General features: G+C 70.0%; 15 protein-coding genes. 11 read left to right on the top strand and 4 right to left on the bottom strand.

The window, feature by feature from the left end:
* The first annotated feature begins 2 nt into the window (after positions 1–2).
* The 8 genes from secY to ACMGFI_RS19170 all read left to right on the top strand — a co-directional run bounded on the left by secY (position 3) and on the right by ACMGFI_RS19170 (position 9851).
* Positions 3–1487, top strand: coding sequence for a preprotein translocase subunit SecY (secY, locus tag ACMGFI_RS19205; protein WP_436911754.1), 1485 nt, complete (start codon positions 3–5; stop codon positions 1485–1487).
* A 182-nt stretch (positions 1488–1669) separates the two neighbouring features.
* Positions 1670–3337, top strand: a complete 1668-nt coding sequence (locus ACMGFI_RS19200) for an ABC transporter substrate-binding protein (protein ID WP_436911752.1) — start codon at positions 1670–1672, stop codon at positions 3335–3337.
* Between the two features lie 52 nt (positions 3338–3389).
* Entirely contained in the window at positions 3390–4412 is a 1023-nt protein-coding gene (locus ACMGFI_RS19195; RefSeq protein WP_436911749.1) for an ABC transporter permease, read from the top strand.
* Positions 4412–5542 carry an ABC transporter permease gene (locus ACMGFI_RS19190; RefSeq protein ID WP_436911747.1) on the top strand — a complete coding sequence of 377 codons (1131 nt, stop codon included), beginning with the start codon at positions 4412–4414 and terminating at the stop codon, positions 5540–5542. The genes ACMGFI_RS19195 and ACMGFI_RS19190 overlap by 1 nt, the downstream gene beginning before the upstream one ends.
* Entirely contained in the window at positions 5542–6867 is a 1326-nt protein-coding gene (locus tag ACMGFI_RS19185; protein WP_436911746.1) for an ABC transporter ATP-binding protein, read from the top strand. Before ACMGFI_RS19190 ends, ACMGFI_RS19185 begins: the two co-directional genes overlap by 1 nt.
* Positions 6860–8230: an ABC transporter ATP-binding protein gene (locus ACMGFI_RS19180; protein WP_436911744.1), complete on the top strand. Its 1371-nt coding sequence runs from the start codon at positions 6860–6862 to the stop codon at positions 8228–8230. Before ACMGFI_RS19185 ends, ACMGFI_RS19180 begins: the two co-directional genes overlap by 8 nt.
* A gap of 74 nt (positions 8231–8304) precedes the next feature.
* Complete coding sequence (locus tag ACMGFI_RS19175; RefSeq protein WP_436911742.1) at positions 8305–8805, top strand: DUF7529 family protein; 501 nt, start codon at positions 8305–8307, stop codon at positions 8803–8805.
* 110 nt (positions 8806–8915) lie between these two features.
* A complete protein-coding gene (locus tag ACMGFI_RS19170; RefSeq protein ID WP_436911741.1) occupies positions 8916–9851 on the top strand; it encodes a DNA adenine methylase in 936 nt (311 codons plus the stop codon).
* Here the strand turns inward: ACMGFI_RS19170 and ACMGFI_RS19165 are convergent.
* From ACMGFI_RS19165 to ACMGFI_RS19150, 4 genes are all read right to left on the bottom strand, one after another.
* Positions 9845–12094, bottom strand: a complete 2250-nt coding sequence (locus ACMGFI_RS19165; RefSeq protein ID WP_436911739.1) for an amino acid permease — start codon at positions 12092–12094, stop codon at positions 9845–9847. The two genes, ACMGFI_RS19170 and ACMGFI_RS19165, sit on opposite strands and share 7 nt — an antisense overlap.
* Positions 12091–12609, bottom strand: coding sequence for a universal stress protein (locus tag ACMGFI_RS19160; RefSeq protein ID WP_436911737.1), 519 nt, complete (start codon positions 12607–12609; stop codon positions 12091–12093). The genes ACMGFI_RS19165 and ACMGFI_RS19160 overlap by 4 nt, the downstream gene beginning before the upstream one ends.
* A gap of 171 nt (positions 12610–12780) precedes the next feature.
* Positions 12781–15111, bottom strand: a complete 2331-nt coding sequence (locus ACMGFI_RS19155; RefSeq protein ID WP_436911734.1) for an amino acid permease — start codon at positions 15109–15111, stop codon at positions 12781–12783.
* A complete protein-coding gene (locus ACMGFI_RS19150) occupies positions 15104–15589 on the bottom strand; it encodes a universal stress protein (protein ID WP_436911732.1) in 486 nt (161 codons plus the stop codon). Before ACMGFI_RS19150 ends, ACMGFI_RS19155 begins: the two co-directional genes overlap by 8 nt.
* Before the next feature lie 250 nt (positions 15590–15839).
* Between ACMGFI_RS19150 and ACMGFI_RS19145 the strand changes: the two genes are divergently transcribed.
* The 3 genes from ACMGFI_RS19145 (at position 15840) to ACMGFI_RS19135 (ending at position 20359) form a co-directional block, all read left to right on the top strand.
* On the top strand, positions 15840–17387 hold the full coding sequence (locus tag ACMGFI_RS19145) for a TrkH family potassium uptake protein (RefSeq protein ID WP_436911731.1): 1548 nt from the start codon (positions 15840–15842) through the stop codon (positions 17385–17387).
* 130 nt (positions 17388–17517) lie between these two features.
* The gene (trkA, locus tag ACMGFI_RS19140; RefSeq protein ID WP_436911729.1) at positions 17518–18849 is read left to right on the top strand and encodes a Trk system potassium transporter TrkA; all 1332 of its coding nucleotides are present in this window, start codon (positions 17518–17520) and stop codon (positions 18847–18849) included.
* Between the two features lie 7 nt (positions 18850–18856).
* Positions 18857–20359, top strand: a complete 1503-nt coding sequence (locus tag ACMGFI_RS19135) for a TrkH family potassium uptake protein (protein ID WP_436911728.1) — start codon at positions 18857–18859, stop codon at positions 20357–20359.
* Positions 20360–20415 lie beyond the last annotated feature (56 nt).

Raw genomic sequence — 20415 nt, 5'->3', positions numbered from 1 at the left:
CCATGGGCTGGAAGGACACCGCCGAACCGGTACTCACCCGCATGCCGACGGTCCAGCGCCCGGAGGGGCACGTCCCCTTCAAGCGGAAGCTGGGCTGGACGGCCGGCGTGCTGGTGCTGTACTTCTTCCTGACGAACGTCTTCCTGTTCGGCCTCGGGAGCGGCCAGGGCCAGGACGTCTTCGGCCAGTTCCGGTCGATCCTGGCGGGCGGACAGGGCACGATCATGCAGCTGGGCATCGGGCCCATCGTCACTGCGAGCATCGTGTTGCAGCTGCTCGGCGGTGCCGACCTGCTCGGCCTCGACACGCAGAACAACCCCCGGGACCAGGTGCTCTACCAGGGGCTCCAGAAGTTCCTGGTGCTCGTGATGATCTGCCTGACCGGCCTCCCGATGGTGTTCGCCGGGTCGTTCCTGCCGGCCAGCGACGCGCTGGCCCGGTCGTTCCCGGGCGGAACCTTCGGCGTGAAGTGGCTGATGTTCGCCCAGATCTTCGTCGGCGGTGTCCTCATCCTCTACATGGACGAGGTCATCTCCAAGTGGGGCGTCGGCTCCGGGATCGGCCTGTTCATCATCGCCGGCGTCAGCCAGCGACTGATCGGCGGGCTCGTCTCGACGAGCTTCATCGGCAACGAGGGGAACATCGGGGTCATCCCCACCTGGATCGGCATCCTCACCGGTTCGGTCGACGTGGGTCCGATCCTCGGGAGCGGGTTCCAGACGCTCATCTTCGGCCAGGGGCAGATCCTGGCGATGATCACGACGGTCATGATCTTCGTGGTCGTCGTCTACGCCGAGAGCGTCCGCGTCGAGATCCCGCTGTCGAACACCCGCGTCAAGGGCGCCCGCGGTCGCTTCCCCGTGAAGCTCATCTACGCGAGCGTCCTGCCGATGATCCTCGTCCGCGCGCTGCAGGCCAACATCCAGTTCCTGGGCCGCATCCTCTACGCCCAACTGGGGAGCCTGCCCGCGTGGCTCGGCACCTACCAGGAGGGCGCCGGCGGCGTCGCCAACCCGGTCGGCGGCCTGTTCTACTACATGGCCCCCGTCCGGAACCCCGAACAGTGGATGTGGTGGCTCGGGCAGACGACCAACGCCCCCTGGCAGATCGCCCTGCGCGTCGGCGTCGACCTGACGTTCATGGTCGTCGGCGGCGCCATCTTCGCCATCTTCTGGGTCGAGACCACCGACATGGGCCCGGAGGCGACCGCCCAGCAGATCCACAACTCCGGGATGGAGATCCCCGGCTTCCGCCGCAACACCAGCGTCATCGAGAAGGTGCTGGAGCGGTACATCCCGCAGGTGACCGTCATCGGCGGCGCACTGGTCGGCCTGCTGGCCGTCCTCGCCAACATGATGGGTACCATCGGTGACGTCTCCGGGACCGGGCTGCTGCTGACGGTGTCTATCACCTACAAGATCTACGAGGAGATCGCCGAGGAGCAGCTCATGGAGATGCACCCCATGATGCGCCAGATGTTCGGCTGACGTCACCGAACATCCGACCGCGTTCGACCACATTTTTTCGACGCTCGATACCGGACAGCGGTGGCGCCGGTCGGCGCAGACCGAGAAACACGACGGGAGAGGTCGACGGCGCTCGTCTGGGCGCCCGTGAACCCACGATATCGTCACAGCTTATTAGTGTGTCCCAAGCCACGGGGGGAAATATGGCACGTGATATCGACAGACGGAATTTCCTGAAGCTAGCCGGGACCGCCGCGGGGGCGGCCGCGGTGGCGGGCTGTTCGGGCGGCGACGGGACGCCGACGGACGGCGACGGCGGAGATGACGGCGGCGACGGTGGAGACGGCGGCGACGGCGGCGACACCGCGACCGAGACGGGGACGCCGCTGCCGGAGCCGGAGACGCGGGTCGGCTACCTCGAACGGGCCAACCGCGTGCTCCACGAGGAGGCGCCGTGGATCTTCCTGAACCGCCAGTACTCCGTCTACGGCAAGTCGGCGGACGTGGACTGGGAGGCGCGCCGCGACGAGCGCATCGACGGGTACGCCATCGAGCCGACCGGCGATACGGACTCCGTGCAGATCACCCAGTCGGCGATGGACTCGGGGCTGGACCCCCACGACCACCGCGAGACGCCGACGGACAACATCGTCCTGCAGGCCTACGAGGGGCTGCTCTCGCGGGACCGCGAGGGCCGAGTCATCGAGGAGCTGGCGACGGGCTACGAGCGGCTCGAACCCGGGCGCGTGCGGTTCGAACTCCGGTCGGGCGTCTCCTTCCACAGCGGCGACTCGCTGACCAAGGAGGACGTGGCCTTCTCGATCAACCGGATCGTCGACCCGGACGTCGGCGGGCTGGACAGCCCCCAGTCCGACCAGCTCGCGGGCGTGACCGGCGCGGAGCCGGCCAGCGGCGACAGCGCGGTCATCGTCGAGTCCGACGGGATCAACCCGATCGTGTTCGCGCTGTTCGCGACCTACTGCGACGTGATGAACAGGTCGTGGGTCGAGGACAACGACACCGCGTACATCAACAGCCACATGAACGGGACGGGCCCGTTCCAGCTGGCCAACTACGAGCAGGACGTGTCGGTCACCTTCGAGGCGTACGGCGACTACTGGAAGGACGGCGCGCCGGCCGACGAACTGGTGATCACCGCCGCGAGCGAGGCGAGCACCCGGGTCAACCAGCTTGTCAGCGGCGAGACTGACGTGATCGTCAACGTCCCGCCCCAGAACATCAGCCAGGTCGACCAGGCGGACAACGCGGAGATCAGCCCGGTGCCGAGCACCCGCATCATCTACAACGCGATGATCTACGACCGGGAACCGTTCGACTCCGTGGAGTTCCGGCGGGCGATGAACTACGCCGTCGACCTGGAGAGCATCGTCGAGAGCGTCCTCTCGGAGTTCGGCGACCAGACCGGGCAGCCGACCCTGGAGGGCTTTACCGGGTACAACTCGGAGCTCGACCCGTACCCGTACGACCCCGAGGAGGCCGAGCGGCTGGTCGAGGAGAGCGGCTACGCGGGCGCCGAGATCGAGTTGCACACGCCCAACGGCCGGTACCTGAAGGACCTGGAGATCGCCCAGGCGGTCGTCGGCTACATCGACGAGCTGGAGAACGTCTCGGCGTCGGTCAACCAGCGCGACTTCGGGAACCTGACCGACGTGTTGCTCGACGGCGACATCACGACGGGGCCGGCCTTCTACCTCATCGGCTGGGGCAACGCCACCTTCGACGCGAGTCAGACGATCATCCCGCTTTTGACCTCCGACGGGGCGCTGACCTCCTACAAGAACGAGCGGGTCGACGAGCTGATCAGCGAGGCCCAGAGCATGGGCGGCGGGGAGACCGGGACCGACAGCTAGATGTCGCCGACGCGGGCGCACGCGCCGGAGCGGGGGCGATAGCGTGGCGTCGATGGGTCGGTTCCTGGCGCGACGGGCGCTGCAGGGGCTGGCGGTCGTGCTGGGCGTCGTGACCGTCGTCTTCCTGCTGCGGTACGTGACGCCGGGGAGCCCGGTCGACTTCATCGCGCCGCTGGACGCCAGCCAGGCCACCCGCCGCCGGATCGCCGAGGACCTGGGGCTGAACAGGCCGCTGTACGTCCAGTACGTCGACTACGTCGCAGATCTGCTGACCGGCGACATGGGCTACTCCTACCGGTCACGGACGCCCGTTCGGCCGCGCGTGCTGGCGAAGGTCCCGGCCACGCTGGAGCTGGCGCTCGCGGCGACGTTCGTGGCCGTCGTGCTCTCGATCCCGCTGGGCGTGATCAGCGCGACCCACCGCCACGGCCCGGCCGACTACGGCGCGACGCTGTTCTCGCTGGTCGGCATCTCGACGCCGAACTTCTGGTTGGGCGTGATGCTCGTCATCGTCTTCGCCGTGCAGTTCAACGTGTTCCCGACGAGCACGCGCCCGGTCGGGCTGCTCGACGCCCTCGGGAACCTCGTGGTGATCGCCGGACCCGAGCAGGGGTACGCCGCGCCGCTGGACGTGTCCGGGTTCCTCGCGGACCTGCGGTCGTGGCTGGCCTACATCACGCTCCCGGCGATCACCCTGGGGACGTACTTCACGGCGCTGATCACCCGGCTGACCCGCTCGGGGATGCTCGACGAGCTCGGGCAGGGCTACGTCCGCGCGGCGCGGGCGAAGGGCCTGCCGGAGACGCTGGTGCGGTACCGCCACGCGCTGCGGAACACCCTCATCCCCGTGATCACCGTCGTCGGCCTCCAGCTCGGGACGCTGGTCGGCGGCGCGGTGATCACCGAGGCGGTCTTCGACTGGCCGGGGCTGGGGACGCTGGTCATCGACGCCATCGGCAACCGCGACTGGCCGCTCATCCAGGGCTGCCTGGTGGTCATCGGCATCGGCTTCGTGGTCGTGAACATCGTCGTCGACGCGCTGTACGCGACGCTCAACCCGCAGGTGATGGACTGATGGGACGACTCGACACGCTGCTCCGGTATCTGAACCCCCTCCGACTCGCATCGGCACTGCGCTCGTCGGTGTCGCCGCGGACGAAGCGCAACCTCCGCCGGGAGTTCGGCCGCAGTTTCCTGGCGAAACTCGGGATCGCCCTGGTCACGCTGATGGTCGCGCTGGCGGTGTTCGCGCCGCTGGTCGCGCCGTGGAACCCGACGAACCAGGACCTCGAGAACGAGCAACAGCCGCCGCTGGGGTTCAGCCGCACCGAGACACAGACCGGCCAGGAGATGGTCAACGGCTCCCTGCGGATCACCAACGAGACGGTCAGGGTGAACGCGACGACCGCTCACCCGCTGGGGACCGACGGGCTCGGCCGCGATATGCTCTCGCGGGTGATCTACGGGGCGCGCACGTCGCTGCTGGTCGGCCTGCTCGGGACGACCCTGGCGATGCTGCTCGGGGTGCCGACCGGGCTGGTCTCGGGGTACTACAGCGGCCGGGTCGACGACCTGCTGATGCGGGTCGCCGACGTGAGCCTCGCGTTCCCGTCGCTGGTGCTGGCGATCGCACTCGTGGGACTGTGGGGCGAGGCGAGCGTCGCCGTCCCCGACCCGTTCGTGATGGCCGGGGTCGCACCGCTGATACGCGGAGCGATATCGCTGCCCGGCGGGCTCTCGTATCCCACCGGGATGCCGGAGACGTTCACGCTGCCGGGGACGGTGATCGTCGTGGTCGGGCTGGTCAACTGGGTGTGGTTCGCCCGCGTCGCCCGCGGCGAGGCGCTCGCGGTCCGCGAGGAGGAGTACGTCACCGCCGCGGAGTCGCTGGGCGCCTCCGACCTGTTCGTCATCCGCAAGCACGTCCTGCCCAACAGCCTCACGCCGATCCTCGTGCTGGCGACGATCCAGGTGGCGGCGATCATCCTGCTGGAGAGCGCCCTCTCCTTCCTCGGGTTCTCCGGGACGACCCTCTCGTGGGGCTTCGACATCTCCCAGGGCCGGGAGTACCAGACGACCGCGTGGTGGATCGCCGCGATGCCGGGGCTGGCCATCGTCCTCACGGTCATCGGCATCAACCTCATCGGTGACTGGTTCCGCGACGCCCTCGACCCCGGCATCGAGGGTGAAGGGGGTGGCGTCTGATGAGCGACGCCGACGCTGACGTCGATGTCGACGCCGGTGCCGACGCCCGCGACCTCCTCCAGGTCAGGGACCTGTCGACCCGCTTCTTCACGGAGCGGGGACAGGTCAACGCCGTCGAGTCGGTCGACTTCGACGTGCGCGAGGGCGAGGTGCTTGGCATCGTCGGCGAGTCGGGGTCGGGCAAGTCGGTCACGGCCCTCTCGCTGGTCGACCTCGTCGAGTCGCCGGGCCAAGTGACCGAGGGGGAGATCCGCTACCGTGACCCCGAGCTGGCCGAGGAGTTCCCGGACGCCGCCGACGGCGAGATGGTCGACCTGCGGGAGTTGCCCGAGCGGGTGCGGCGGTCGCTGCGGGGGCCGTCGTTCAGCATGATCTTCCAGGACCCGATGAGCAGTTTCAACCCGTCGCTGACGGTCGGCGAGCAGATCGCCGAGGCCGTCGAGGTCCAGCGCCGCGCGAGCGCACGGCCGCGCTCGACCCGGTCGCGCACGCAGGGCTACGGACTCGGGTCGTACCTGCTGGACGGGGTCGTCCCCGGTCGCGACTACACGGACCCGGAGAGCCACGACCGGGCGGTCGAACTGCTGGAGCAGGTCGGGATCCCCGACCCCGCCGAGCGGGCCGAGGAGCACCCCCACGAGTTCTCCGGCGGGATGCTCCAGCGGGCGATGATCGCCCAGGCGCTGGCCGGCGAGCCCGACCTGCTGATCGCAGACGAGCCGACGACCGCACTGGACGTGACCATCCAGGCGCAGATCCTCGAACTCCTCCGGGAGATCCAGGCCGAGCGGGACATGAGCGTCCTGCTCATCACCCACGACCTGGGCGTCATCGCGCGGATGAGCGACCGGGTCTGCGTCATGTACGCCGGCGAGGTCGTCGAGCGCGGGACGCTCGAAGACATCTTCGAGGAGTCGGTCCACCCCTACACCGAGGGGCTCGTCGGCTCGATCCCCGACCTCGCGGACCCGGCCGCACGGTTGCAACCCATCGAGGGGTCGGTCCCGAGCCTGCGCGACGAGGAGATGGACGACCGCTGTTACTTCGCCGACCGCTGCCCGAAGGCGATGGAGCAGTGCCTGGAGAAGCCGCCGGAGTTCGACCTCGGCGGCGAGCACGGCGCCAAGTGCGTCCTCGCCGAGCGCGAGTACAGCGAGACGGCCGCGCTCCCCGACGGCTTTTTCGACGGGAGCGGGGACCCCGCCGACGGGACGGACCGGCGGGAGGCCGCCGACGGCGGCCAGCCGGCCGACGGCCGGCGGAGCGACGACCGGGACGGCAGTGTCGACGCCGACGGGTCGAACGGAGGTGGTCGCCGTGAGTGACGAGCGCCCGCTGGTCGAGGTCGAGGGGCTGAAGAAGTACTTCGCGGCCGACGACTCGCTGGTCGACCGGCTGCTCGGCGCCGAGAGCCGGAGCGTGAAAGCGGTCGACGGCGTGAGCTTCGAGGTCGCGGAGGGCGAGACGCTCGGGCTGGTCGGCGAGTCGGGGTGTGGCAAGTCGACGACCGGCGAGACGCTGCTCGCGCTGCAGGACCCGACCGCCGGGGACGTGCGCTTCGACGGCGAGTCGGTGTTCGACCGCGACGACATGACGGCGTTCCGCCGGCGCGCGGGCGTGGTGTTCCAGGACCCCTTTTCCAGCCTCGACCCGCGTCAGACCGCCGGGGCCATCGTCACCGAACCGCTCGTGATCCACGGGCTGCCCGCGACTGACCCCGACGTGCGGACCGAGGCCGAGGTGACCGTCGACGGCGTCGACGCCGACCGCGTCGAGGTCCGCGTGGCCGACGACGTCGACCGCGTGGTCCCCGCCGAGGACGGGGTCGCCACCGTCCACGTGACGGTCCGGCGCCGCGGCGGGGAGCTGTCGGCGACCGTCGCCGAGGACCTGACCGCCGAAATCGTCCAGGGCGGCGGATCGGCGGAGGCAGATGGTGGTAGTGGCGGTAATGGCGGCGGGAGCGTCGACGACCGGGTGGTCGTGGAGGTACGCGTCGACCGGTCGATCGACGAGATCCGCCGCGACCGGGCGAAGGAACTGCTGGAGCGGGTCGGGCTCTCGGCCGACCAGGTCGACCGCTACCCCCACGAGTTCTCCGGCGGCCAGCGCCAGCGGCTCGGCATCGCCCGGGCGCTGGCGCTCGAACCGGACTTCCTCGTGCTCGACGAGCCCGTGAGCGCGCTGGACGTGAGCGTCCAGGCGCAGATCCTCAACCTGCTCGACGACCTGCAGGCGGAACTCGGGCTGACCTACCTGTTCATCGCCCACGACCTCAGCGTGGTTCGACACATCTCCGACCGCGTCGCGGTGATGTACCTCGGCGAGATCGTCGAGCGCGGCCCGGTCGACGCCATCTTCGAGGACCCACAGCACCCCTACACGAAGGCGCTGCTGGAGAGCGTGCCCCGGGCCGACACGAGCGAGCAGGGCCGTCGCGTCGACCCGCTGAAGGGCGACGTGCCGTCGCCGCGGGACCCGCCGGCGGGCTGTCGGTTCCACACCCGCTGTCCGCACGCCCGGGAGGCCTGCCGCGAGGAGGCGCCCGACGACTACGACGGCGACGCGCCGGGCCAGCGGGCGGCGTGTTTCCGGCTGGTCGACGACCACCCCTACTGGGACTCCCCACAGATCGACGCGGCCGCGGAGCGCTCCGGGGGCGAAGCGGCGGCGGGAGACGACGACTGACCGCCCCGCGACGGGACCCGATCCTGGTCCGCCGGAACGACACCTTTTCCGCGGGGCCGCCCGGAATCCCGTGCATGACCGACGAGGAGGACGCCGCGGGCGGGCCGGCGTTCGCGGGGATGGGCGCGGCGAGCGCGGTCCGCGAGCACTGGGAGGACCTGATCGGCGACATGGAGGCCACCGCCGCGGAGTTCGAGGACGCGGGCTGGGAGACGCTCCAGTTGCACCCGGGCGACGTGACCGCCGTCACCGGCGATCGCTGGGGGTTCGACGTGCTCGTCCCCGACGACGAGTTCGAGCGACTGCGCGAGTGGGTCGACGCCGGCGACTTCGACGAACACGACGTCTACCGAGTCGAGAGCGGGATCCACTTCGCGCTCGTCGTGCTGAAAGACGAAGGCGACGAGCGGGCGGTCTGCTGTCCGCTCTACTACGACGACGCCGCGGTCGAGGGGCTCGGCGAGATCGCCGCCCGCGAGGGGCACGTCTACACGCACGTCCGCAACCTCGCAGAGGAGTACGTCACGTTCAGCCACGAGGAACCGGCGCTGTTTTTCCCCGCCGACGAGGACTGAGCGGCGGGGCGGTCGACCGACAGAACGGCGGGGCGGGCTGGCCGGACCGACGGTCTGCCCGTCCCCCGCGATGGCTGGGTTTAAGACGGAAACCGCCCACCGTCCGGTGAATGGCGAAGCCGGTACTGAAGTGGGCCGGGGGCAAGCGGCAACTGCTCGACGAGCTGTACGCCCGCTTCCCGGAGTCGTTCGGCCGCTACCACGAACCCTTCTTCGGCGGCGGCGCGGTGTTCTTCGACCTCGAACCGGCCGCGGCGACGGTCAACGACACGAACCCCCGGCTGGTGAACTTCTACGAGCAGGTCCGGGACCGCCCGGAGGCGCTGATCGACCGCCTGCGCGGGTTCCGCGACCCCGAGGCCGACCCCGACCCGGATCTGCCGTTCGCCGAGGAGACGCGCCGCGGGAGCGAGGTCGAGGGGTACTACTACCAGCAACGGGCGCGGTTCAACGAGCGCGCCTACGGCGACGGCTGGCCCGAGAGCGACGCCGACCGGCTGGAGGAGGCCGCCCTGCTCCTCTATCTCAACCGGACCTGTTACAACGGCCTCTACCGCGAGAACGCCGACGGCGGGTTCAACGTCCCCATCGGCCGCTACGCCGACCCCGACTGGGTGCAGGCCGACCGGGTCCGCGCGGCCTCGCGGGCGCTCGCCGGGACCGAGTTGCGCAACGGCGACTTCTCGTACGTCCTGAAGGCGGCCGAACCGGGCGATCTGGTGTACTTCGACCCGCCCTACGAGCCGATGAGCCCGACGGCGGACTTCGCGGAGTACAGCGCTGCGGGCTTCGACCGCGACGACCAGGAGCGCCTGCTGGACGCGGCGGTCGAACTGGACGAGCGGGGCGCGTGGGTCGTCCTCTCGAACAGCGGCGTCACGTACGACCGCTACGCCGAGGCGGGCTTCTCGGTCGAGCGGGAGGGCGCCACGCGGGCGATAAACAGCGACGCGAGTTCCCGCGGCGAAGTCGACGAGATCGTGGCGACCAACGTCCCGGAGGGCGAGCGGCGCGGGCCCGACCAGCGGGCGCTGGACGACTACTGACTGCCGAACAGCCGCTCGCGCAGCGACCGCTCGGTGCGCTTCTCCGCGAGGACGACCGAGCAGTCCACGTCGTCGACGATGTCCTCGACGACCGACCCGCCGAGGAGCCGCCGGAACAGGCCGCGCTCGCTGGCGCCGAGGACGACCAGCGTGGCGTCTTCGGCGGCGGTTTCGATGGCCGCTTCCACGTCGCCGGTCTCGACGCGCAGGTCCGCGTCGCCCAGGTCGTGGTCGGTCGCCCACCGCCCGAGGAAGTCGGCGCCCTCGGCGCTCTCGCCCTCGTCGGCGACGTACAGCAGGGTCACCGCGGCGCCGAACTCCGCCCGGAGGACCGTCGCCAGTTCGGCGCCCAGCTCCGAGTCGGGGCCGCCGGCGGTGGGGACGAGCACGCGCTCGGTGTCGAGCCCGCGGTCCCGCAGGACGAGGAAGTCACAGGGGAGGTCGCTCGTCATCTCGCCGACCGCCGATTCGGCGCGGCCGGGCGAACCGTGCGAGTCCGGACCCCAGCCCATCACCACGAGGTCGGCGTCGTGACTGCGGGCGGCGTCGAAGACGGCCTCGTAGCCCTGGTGGGAGAGGATCGTGTGAGTCTCGACGGGGACGCCGAAGGTCTCGGCGTCCTCGCGGGCGCGGTCGAGCAGGTTCTGAGAGGTGGCGTCGATGTCGTCGGCGCGCTCGCGGGCGCGATCCAGGGGCGTCTGGTCGGGAACCGTCACGACGTGGGTCGCCACGACGGACCCGCCGCGCTGTTTCGCGACGGCGCTGGCGAGCGTGATGAGTTCGTTCTCGTGTTCGGGGTTGGCCAGCGGGACCATCACGCGGTAGTCGCCGCCGTCGGGCGCGACCGTCTCGGCCGCCGAGACCGCGATGTCGGGCATCTCCTCGGACCGCTCGGTCACGAACTCGCCGAGCGCGCCCTCGTAGGTGGTGTGTCGCCGGGCGTAGACGAGATACCAGACGACCGCCGTCCCGACGAACGCCCCCGACAGCGCGATCTCGATGGGGTCCATGAACGTCACGAGCGCCAGCGACGCGACGGCGCCGACGATCGGCGTCAGCGGGTACAGCGGCACCGTGAAGTCGGGGTCGTACTCCTCGACGTCGGCCTCGCGGAAGACGATCAGGCCGACGTTGATCAGCGCGTAGACGACGAGGTGGAGAACGCTCGCGGCCTTCGCGAGCACTTCGAGGTTGCGGCCAAGCGCCGCGATGAACACCACGATCACGGCGCCGGTGACGAGGATCGACCGATAGGGCGTGGCGAAGGAGGGGTGGATGTCGTTGAGCCAGTCGGTGACGATGCCGTCCCGGCCCATCGCGAAGTTGATCCGCGCGGAGGCGAGGATCGAGGCGTTGGCCGATGAGGCGGTCGCCAGCAGCGCGGCGAGCGTGACGACCGGCACAGCCACACCGACCAGCCCGCCGGGGAAGGCGATCTCGGTCACCTGGGCGACGGGCGCGTTCGGGCTCAGGTTCGACCACGGGACGACCCCGAGCATGATCGTCACGATGATCCCGTAGACGACGGTCACGAGCGCGACGCTCCCGATGACGGCGATCGGCAGGTTCCGTCCCGGGTTCTTCAGTTCCTCGGCGACCGTGGCGATCTTCGCGTAGCCGAGGAAGGAGACGAAGACGACCGCGGTCCCCGGCAGGATCGCGCCGTAGCCCATCGGGGTGAGGCCCCCGTCGCCGACGAGCGTCGCGTAGTCGAAGGCGAGCCAGCCGAAGACGGCGAAGACGCTCAGGATCGACAGCAGGATCAGGACGATCACCGTCTGGATGCCGCCGGTCTCCTTGGCGCCGACGTAGTTCACGCCGACGAAGACGACGCCCGCGATCAGGGCGCCCACCTGGATGTCCGAGAGAATGAGCAGTCCGGGGACCGGCGCCAGCGTCGTGAGGTACTGGCCGAACCCGATGCAGTAGAAGGCGGAGGCGAAGGCGAGCCCCATCCAGTCACCCATGCCGGCGATCGAGCCGAACAGGGGACCGAGCGAGCGGTTGATGTAGTAGTAGCCGCCGCCGGCCTTGGGCATCGCCGTCCCGAGTTCGGACACCGAGAAGGCGTTCACCATCGCGACGACCCCGCCGACGATGAACGAGGCGACGACGACCGGCCCGGCCTCCTGAGCGGCGACGCCGGGGAGGACGAAGATACCCGCGCCGATCATCGTCCCGATCCCGATGGTCATCGCCGAGAGCAGGCCCAGGTCCTTCGCGAGTTCCTCGTCGTCGCTCATTCCGTCCCGTCCCCGGCGTCCGCCGATCCCGGCTCGGTTTCGACCGATTCCCGTTCGCTCTCCGCTCCGGTCGACGCCCGTTCGTCCGGTTCTGACCCGGTCACGGCCACGACCGGCCGGTCGGACTCGGTGACGAGTCGAAGCGTCTTGTCCCCGGAGAGGAACTGGACGAGGCGGCTCCCGCCCCGCGGGCGGAAGGCGACGGCCGACGCGTCGACCTCGTCGGCGAGGTCGAGAATCGCCCCGACCACGTCGCGGCCGTAGACGACGCGGTGGTCGGCCGACGGGAACCGCTCCCGGAACGCCTCGACCGCCGCCGTCGCGACCCGTTCGCTCTGTTCGACCGGCGTCTTGTCGGGGGCGCCGCCGGCCTTCTCGACGACGTTCGCGACCGTCACCCGGTCGGGGGCGTAGGGCTCCAGCCCGCGAGCCGTCGCCCTCGCGTCCGCCTCGTCGGCGACGGGGACGAGCGGGTGCGACATGAGATCCCGCCCGCCGTCGTTGGACTCGATCATATCCCCTAGCGGTGTCGAACCGGTGAAATATGTTCCGACTATTGGGCCGTCGAGCGTCTCACCCCACTCGAATCGACGGATCGTCACTTCGGGAGGAGGGTCGGCTGCCCGAAGTCACTCGAAGAGATCGGCGCTTCGATTCCCGCGGGACCGAGCGGCCACCGACCGCCCTCAGCCGAACAGGCGTTCGAACAGCGACCGCTCGTGGCGCTTCTCGGCGAGCAGGACCGAACACTCCACGTCGTCGACCACGTCCATGACGAGCGAGCCGCCGACGAGCCGCTGGAGCAGGCCCTCCTCGCTGGCGCCGATGACGACCATCGTCGCGTCTTCGGCGGCCGACTCGATGGCCGCTTCCACGTCGCCGGTCTCGACGCGCAGGTCGGCGTCGGCCAGCCCGTGTCCGTCGGCCCACTCCGCGAGGAAGTCCGTGCCCGCGGCGCTCTCGCCCTCGTCGGCGACGTACAGCAGGGTCACCGCGGCGCCGAACTCCTCGCGGAGGACCCTCGCGATCTCCGCCGAGAGGTCCGAGTCGGGGCCGCCGGCGGTGGGGACGAGCACGCGCTCGGTGTCGAACCCGCGGTCCCGCAGGACGAGGAAGTCACAGGGGAGGTCGCTCGTCATCTCGTCGATGGCCGACTCGGCGCGACCGGGCGAGCCGTGGGCGTCCTCGCCCCAGCCCATGACGACCTGGTCGGCGTCGTGACTGCGGGCGGCGTCGAAGATCTCCGCGAATCCGCGGTGGGAAATGATCGTGTGAGTCTCGACGTCGACGCCGAAGGTCTCGGCGTCCTCGCGGGCGCGGTCGAGCAGTTCCCGCGAGGTGGCGTCGATGTCGTCGGCGCGCTCGCGGGCGCCCGCGAGCGCGGTCTGGTCGGGAACCGTCACGATGTGCGTCGCGACGAGCGTGCCGTCGTTGGCCTCTGCCATCGCGCTGGCGAGCGTGATGAGGTCTTTCTCGTGTTCGGGGTTGGCCAGCGGGACCATCACGCGGTAGTCGCCGCCGTCCGGCGCGACGCCCTCGGCGGCCGACACGGCGGGTTCGGGCATCTCCTCGGAGCGTTCGAGGACGTACTCCGAGAGGATCCCCTGTTTCTCGGCCTTGTCGCGGGCGTAGGCGAGGTACCAGACGATCCCGCCAGCGACGAACACCAGCGAGAGGCCGATCTCGACGGGGTCCATGAACACGATCAGCCCGAACGAGGAGACCGCCCCCAGGATCGGCACGGCCGGGTACAGCGGGACGGTGAACTCGGGCTGGTACTCCTCGACGTCGGCGGTCCGCATCACGATGAGCGCGAGGTTGAGGAAGCCGTAGACGATGAGGTGGAGGACGCTCCCGGCCTTCGCGAGCGTCTTCACGTCGCCGACGACGATGAAAAGCAGGATGAGTCCGCCGGTGACGGCGATGCTGCGGTAGGGCGTGGCGAACCGGGGGTGGATCGAGTTGAGCTTCTCGCTGATGAGCTTGTCCCGGCCCATCGCGAAGTTGATCCGCGAGGACGCGAGGATCGACGCGTTCGCGCTGGAGGCTGTCGCGAGCAGGCCGGCGAACGTCAGCAGCGAGACGCCCACCGCCGCGAATCCGATGGAGATGTCGAGCCCGGCGAGATCGACCGAGAACGACCCCAGGGTCCCGAACGCGATTTCGGCCACGTCGAGCACGGGCGTGTCGGTGAAGTCGGGGCCGAGCTGTCGCCAGTTGACCACGCCCATCAGGACGACCATGATGATCGCGTACATGACGGTCACGATGAGGACGCTCCCGACGACGGCCAGCGGGAGGTTCCGTCCGGGATTTTTCAGCTCCTCGGCGACGGTCGTGATCTTGGCGAACCCCAGAAAGGACACGAACACGAGGCCGGTCGCGGGGAGGACCGCACTGGCGCCCCCGGTCTCGGCGGGGAAGAACGGCCGCAGGGTCGCCACGTCGGCCTGCATGACGCCCAGCACGGAGAACAGCGTGAGGATGCCGACCAGCAGCGTGACGATGACGATCTGGATGCCGCCGGTCTCCTTGGCGCCGACGTAGTTGACGGCGATGAAGGCCGCGCCGGCCAGCAGCGCGCCGACCTGGAACTCGCCCAGTCCGAACGGCCCGAGCGTGTAGGCCGCGACCCGGACAGTCCCGAGCGAGAACGGGGGGAGCGGGACGAACGTGGCGAGGTACTCGCCGAACCCGAGCGTGTAGAACGCGCTGGCGAAGGCCAGCCCCATCCAGTTGCCCCAGCCGGCGATCGAGCCGAACAGGGGGCCCAGGGCGTGGTTGACGTAGTAGTAGCTACCGCCGGCCTTGGGCATCGCCGTCCCGAGTTCCGACGCGGACAGCGCGGTGAACAGCGAGATGACGCCGCCGGCGACGAACGACAGCGCGACCGCCGGCCCGGCGGCCGCCGCGGCCTGCCCGGGGAGGACGAAGATCCCGGCGCCGATCATCGTCCCGACGCCGATGGTCAGCGCCGACAGCAGGCCCAGGTCCTTGGCGAGGTCCTCGTCACTCACTCCCGGATCCCCCCGCGTTCGTCCCGCTGTCGGGGTCCGCGGCGTCCGCTTCGCCGGCCGTCCCGCCCACGTCCGGCAACGCGACGACGGGGCGGTCGGTCTCGGTCACCAGCGACAGCGCCACGTCGCCGGTCAACAGCTGGATCCACCGGCTGCCGCCGCGGGGCGTGATGACGATCGCGGAGGCGCCGTAATCGTCGGCGGCCGCGAAGACCGCGTCGGCCACGTCCGTGTCGTAGCGGATCTCCGTCTCCAGGTCGGCGTCGTCGCCCAAGTGGGCTTCGAGGACCGCGAACGCCGCTTCGGCGACCTCCTCGCGCTGTTCGACGCCGGCCTTGTCGGGGGCGCCGCCGGCCTTCTCGACGACGTGGACGGCCAGTATCGACCCGAACTCGTGGCCGTCGAGCGCACGGGCGGTGGCCTCGGCGTCGTCGTCGCTGGCGACCGGGACCACGACCCGGCCTAGCAGGTCGCTCATCGGCCCCGCCGGGGTCGTCGGCAGTTCGGTTCCGCTCCGGCGGTCGAAGCGTGGCTCGTACCGGGGGAGACGAACCGTTCCATGGGTGTGCTCTGCGAGCGATCCAACTTAACCACTGTGTCCGACGGGCGCGAGCGGGGCCGACTGGAACGGCGTCGGCCCGTGGCCGGTTTCCGACGGGGCGGCCCGCGGTCCGCGCACCGCTTCCGAAACACACATCTTCCACCGCCGGGACGGTGACAGTTGTCCAATGGCGGTCGCCAACGAAGGGTACGTCGACTATCGGCTGAGCCTCTCGCTGGTCGGGACGGTCGTCAAGTACCTGGCGGCCGCTCCCCTGTTCCCGGTGTTCGTCGCCATCTACTACGGCGAGAGCGTGCTCCCGTTCCTGGCGACCAGCGCCGTCATGGTCGCGGTCGGGGTCGGGCTCGAACAGCTCTCCGACGAGAGCGACCTGGGCCACCGGGAGGCGTTCCTGCTGGTGAGCCTCTCGTGGCTCGTCGTCCCGGTCCTCGGGACGATCCCCTATCTCGTGGCCGGCAACGGCAGCGTCGCCGGCCCGGTCAACGCCCTCTTCGAGAGCATGAGCGGGTTCACGACCACCGGGTCGACGGTCATGCGGGACATCTCCTTCGAGACTCACTCCCACGCGCTGCTGATGTGGCGCCAGCTCTCACAGTGGCTCGGCGGGATGGGGATCCTCGTGCTGATGGTCGCGATCCTCCCGGAGCTGTCGGTCGGGGGCGCCCAGATCATGAACGAGGAGGCGCCCGGCCTCTCCATCGAGAAGCTCACGCCGCGCATCCAGGAGACCGCCCGGGCGCTGTGGAAGATCTACGCCGGGTTCACCCTCCTGGCGGCGCTGGTCTACTACGGCCTCAACGTCGTCGGGCTGGCGCCGAACATGGGCGTGTACAACGCCGTCGCCCACGCGCTGACGACGATGCCGACCGGCGGCTTCTCGCCGGAGGGGCGCAGCATCGAGGCGTTCACGCCGGCGGTCCAGTGGGCGTTCGTCCCGTTCATGGTCGTCGCGGGGACCAACTTCGCGCTGTTCTGGTACGCCCTCGACGGGCGGGTCGACCGGCTAACGGGGAACGCCGAGTTCCGGTCGTACCTCGGGCTGATGGCCGGTGTCACCGTCGCGCTCACCGCCCTCCTGTTCACCGGGCTGGGGGTCGCCTCGGCCGCACCGAACATCGACCCCATCCCGGGCAACCTGGAGAACGCGCTGCGGCAGGCGACCTTCCAGGTCGCCGCCATCGTGACGACGACGGGGTACGCGAGCATGGACTTCAACTACTGGCACCCCGCCGCACAGACGGTCCTCCTCTTCGCCTTCTTCCTGGGCGGGTCGGCCGGGTCCGCCGCTGGCTCGATCAAGATCGTCCGCTGGGTGCTCGTCCGGAAGGCCATGGCGCGGTCGCTGTTCACGTCGGTCCACCCGGAGGCGGTCAAGCCGGTCCGGGTCGGCGACGAGGCCGTCGACGAGGGGACGCTCCGGGACGTGTTCGTCTTCATTATGATCTTCCTCACGCTGTTCGTGGTCTCGACGGTCCTACTGTACGTCGACAGCCTGTTCGTCGAGCGGATGGACCTGACCGGCCTGGAGGCGATGAGCGTCGCCATCGCGACGCTGGGCAACATCGGCCCGGGCTTCGGCGCGGTCGGCCCGATGAACAGCTTCAGGCTGTTCTCCGCCCCGGCGAAGCTGTACATGGTCTTCCTGATGTGGATCGGCCGCCTGGAGATCCTCTCGGTGCTCGTGATCCTCACGCCGGCCTACTGGCGGTCGTAGCGGTCCGGACTCGCGGACCGGGGGATCGCTGGGACCGGGCGGCGGCTCGCTGTCGTCGGGACGCCGCGCCGAGGGAAATCCACTTACGCGCGCCGCGAAAAGCCGGGGGTATGCACGCGGAGGGCAGGAGATGCGCGTAGTCATCGTCGGCGCCGGCGAGGTCGGGTCGACCATCGCAGAGAGCCTCGCCGGGTCCCACGACGTGGTCGTCGTCGACATCGACAGCGACCGCGTCGAGTCGCTCACCTACTCGCTGGACGTGCTCCCCATCGAGGGCGACGGCAGCGACGTCGAGACGCTGGAGGAGGCCGGCGTCCCCGACGCGGACATGGTGATCGCCAGCACCGACGACGACGAGACGAACATCGTCACCTGCGGCGCGGCCAACGTCGTCAGCGACGCGTTCACCATCGCCCGCGTCAAGAGCCCGAAGTACCTCACCGCCTGGCAGCGCGCCCGCGGCGCCTTCGGGGTCGACTTCATGGTCTGTTCGGACCTGCTGACCGCCGAGGCCATCGTCGGGCTGGCGGGCCTGCCGACCGCCCAGGACGTGGACACGTTCGCCGACGGGCTCGTCCAGATGACCGAGTTCGAGATCCCCGCCGAGAGCCCGGTCGCCGACCAGACCGTCGCCGAGGCCGACCGCTTCGACTCGCTGACCTTCGCCGCGATCATCCGCGACGACGACGTGGTGATCCCCCGCGGAGACACCCGCCTGCTCGCCGGCGACGAGGTCGTCGCCATCGGCAGCCCCGAGAGCATCCGCGATTTCAGCTCCGAGATCGCCCCCAGGGAGCGGGGGCCGGAGGACATCGTCATCGTCGGCGGCGGGGAGATCGGCTACCAGACCGCGCGACTGCTCGAGGAGCGCGGGTTCTCGCCGCGGCTCGTCGAGAAGGACGAGGAGCGGGCCCGCTGGCTGGCGGAGAAGCTGCCCAACACCACCGTGCTCAACAGCGACGCGACCGACCAGGAGCTGCTCGAACGGGAGAACGTGGGGATGGCCGACGTGATCGTCGCCGCGCTGGAGAACGACCAGCAGAACCTCCTGGCGACGCTGCTCGCCAAGCGCAAGGGGACAGACCGGGCGATCACCGTGGTGAACACGGGCGATTTCGCGGAGCTGTTCGAGGCGGTCGGCGTCGACGTGGCCGTCAGCCCGCGGAAGGCGACCGCCGAGGAGATCACCCGGTTCACCCGCGCACGCCGCGCGGAGAACGTCTCGATCATCGAGGGCGACAAGGCCGAGGTGCTCGAACTCGAGGTCGGCGCCGACAGCGTCCTCGTCGACCGGTCGATCCGCGAGTCGGCCGCCGACATCCCCGAGGGCGTCGTCATCGGCGCGATCACCCGCGGCGACGAGCACATCACGCCGCGCGGGGACACGGTCGTCCGCGAGGGCGACCACGTGGTCGTCTTCGTCGACACAGAGGTGCTCGACGAAGTGACCGAGAAGCTGTGACCGCGCGATGAGGGTCGTCGGCGAACTCAGGGTCGACTGGGCCACCAGCCTGAGCCTCGTCGGGACCGTCCTGAAGGCGCTGACGGCGCCGCTGGTCGCGACGGCGCTGGTCGCGCTGTGGTACCGCGAGCCGCTCGTCCCCTTTCTGGTCACCGCCGTCCTGACGCTGGGGGCCGGGATCGCGCTCGAACGGCTCGGCCGGGACGATCTCGGCATCCGCGAGGGGTTCCTGATGGTCGCGCTGACGTGGCTGGCGATCGCCGTCGTCGGCGCGGTCCCGTTCCTGATCGCCGGCGAGGGGAACCTCGCGACCCCCGTCAACGCGCTGTTCGAGTCGACCAGCGGCGTCACGACCACGGGCGCGACCGTCGTCTCCGACTTCGACGCCCACGGTCGGTCGATCCACCTCTGGCGGGCGCTGTTGCAGTGGATGGGCGGGCTCGGCATCCTCGTCATCGCCGTGGCCGTCCTCTCGCAGCTGTCGATCGGTGGCGCCCAGCTCATGGAGACCGAGTCCCAGACCCAGGACGTGAACAAGCTCACGCCCTCGATCGAGGAGACCGCCCGCCTGCTCGGGTGGCTCTACGCGGGACTGACCGGGCTGATGGTCGCGACGTGGCTGGCCCTCGGCGCCGTCGGCCTCGGCCCAGAGGTCACGCTCTACGACGCGGTGGCCCACGCGTTCACCGCCGTCTCGACGGCCGGGTTCTCGCCGCGGGCCGAGAGCCTGGGCGCGTTCTCGCCGGCGGTCCAGTGGGCGACGATCCCCTTCATGTTCCTCGGGGCGACGAACTTCGTGTTGCTGTACCACCTGACCCGGGGGAACCCCTCGCGGCTGGTCGACAGCGACGAGTTCCGCTTCTACCTCGCGGTGGTGCTCGGGCTGACCGGGCTGACCGCGGCCTTTCTGGTCGCCTCCGGGGAGTTCACCCGGGTCGAGCGGGTGGCCCGCCACTCGCTCTTTCAGGTCGTGTCGATCCTGACGACGACGGGCTACGCGACGGTCGACTTCAACGGCTGGTCGCCGGCTGCCAAGCACATGCTCTTCCTCGCGATGTTCTCCGGCGGGATGGCCGGGAGCACGACGTGTTCGATCAAGACGCTGCGGTGGCTGGTCGTCGTCAAGTCGTTCCGCGGGGACCTGTTCCGGGAGATCCACCCCGACGCGATCCGGCCGGTGCGGCTGTCCGGGCAGGTCGTCGACGAGGCGGTCGTCCGCGACGTGTACGCCTACGTCCTGCTGAGCGGCATCGTCTTCGTGCTCCTGACGGTGTTCGTCGTCACCGACGCCGCGAGAGCCGGGGAGCAGATCGGGGAGTTCGAGGCGATGGGGGCGTCGGCGGCGACGTTCCTCAACATCGGTCCGGCCTTCGGCGACGCCGGACCGTACGGGGACTACGCGTGGTTCCCCGCGACGACGAAGGTCGCCTTCATCGTGCTGATGTGGGTCGGGCGCATCGAGATAATTCCAGTTCTCGTCCTGCTGACGCCGGCGTTCTGGCGGTCGTGACGGCGAAGGGATCCGCGGTTTCGCGGGCGGCCGTCCGTAGCCGCCGTCGGGCGGGC

Source organism: Halosimplex marinum, assembly GCF_051414075.1.
In the GTDB taxonomy this organism is placed as follows: domain Archaea; phylum Halobacteriota; class Halobacteria; order Halobacteriales; family Haloarculaceae; genus Halosimplex; species Halosimplex marinum.
The sequence above is the reverse complement of the archived record's forward strand: the minus strand, read 5'-3'. Positions and strand labels throughout refer to the sequence as shown.

Bases quoted from the DNA above. Each gene is read 5' to 3' on its own strand.
- secY (WP_436911754.1), top strand. From the start codon at position 3: ATGGGCTGGAAGGACACCGCCGAACCGGTACTCACCCGCATGCCGACG.
- ACMGFI_RS19200 (WP_436911752.1), top strand. From the start codon at position 1,670: ATGGCACGTGATATCGACAGACGGAATTTCCTGAAGCTAGCCGGGACC.
- ACMGFI_RS19195 (WP_436911749.1), top strand. From the start codon at position 3,390: ATGGGTCGGTTCCTGGCGCGACGGGCGCTGCAGGGGCTGGCGGTCGTG.
- ACMGFI_RS19190 (WP_436911747.1), top strand. From the start codon at position 4,412: ATGGGACGACTCGACACGCTGCTCCGGTATCTGAACCCCCTCCGACTC.
- ACMGFI_RS19185 (WP_436911746.1), top strand. From the start codon at position 5,542: ATGAGCGACGCCGACGCTGACGTCGATGTCGACGCCGGTGCCGACGCC.
- ACMGFI_RS19175 (WP_436911742.1), top strand. From the start codon at position 8,305: ATGACCGACGAGGAGGACGCCGCGGGCGGGCCGGCGTTCGCGGGGATG.
- ACMGFI_RS19170 (WP_436911741.1), top strand. From the start codon at position 8,916: ATGGCGAAGCCGGTACTGAAGTGGGCCGGGGGCAAGCGGCAACTGCTC.
- ACMGFI_RS19165 (WP_436911739.1), bottom strand. From the start codon at position 12,094: ATGAGCGACGACGAGGAACTCGCGAAGGACCTGGGCCTGCTCTCGGCG.
- ACMGFI_RS19160 (WP_436911737.1), bottom strand. From the start codon at position 12,609: ATGATCGAGTCCAACGACGGCGGGCGGGATCTCATGTCGCACCCGCTC.
- ACMGFI_RS19150 (WP_436911732.1), bottom strand. From the start codon at position 15,589: ATGAGCGACCTGCTAGGCCGGGTCGTGGTCCCGGTCGCCAGCGACGAC.
- ACMGFI_RS19145 (WP_436911731.1), top strand. From the start codon at position 15,840: ATGGCGGTCGCCAACGAAGGGTACGTCGACTATCGGCTGAGCCTCTCG.
- trkA (WP_436911729.1), top strand. From the start codon at position 17,518: ATGCGCGTAGTCATCGTCGGCGCCGGCGAGGTCGGGTCGACCATCGCA.
- ACMGFI_RS19135 (WP_436911728.1), top strand. From the start codon at position 18,857: ATGAGGGTCGTCGGCGAACTCAGGGTCGACTGGGCCACCAGCCTGAGC.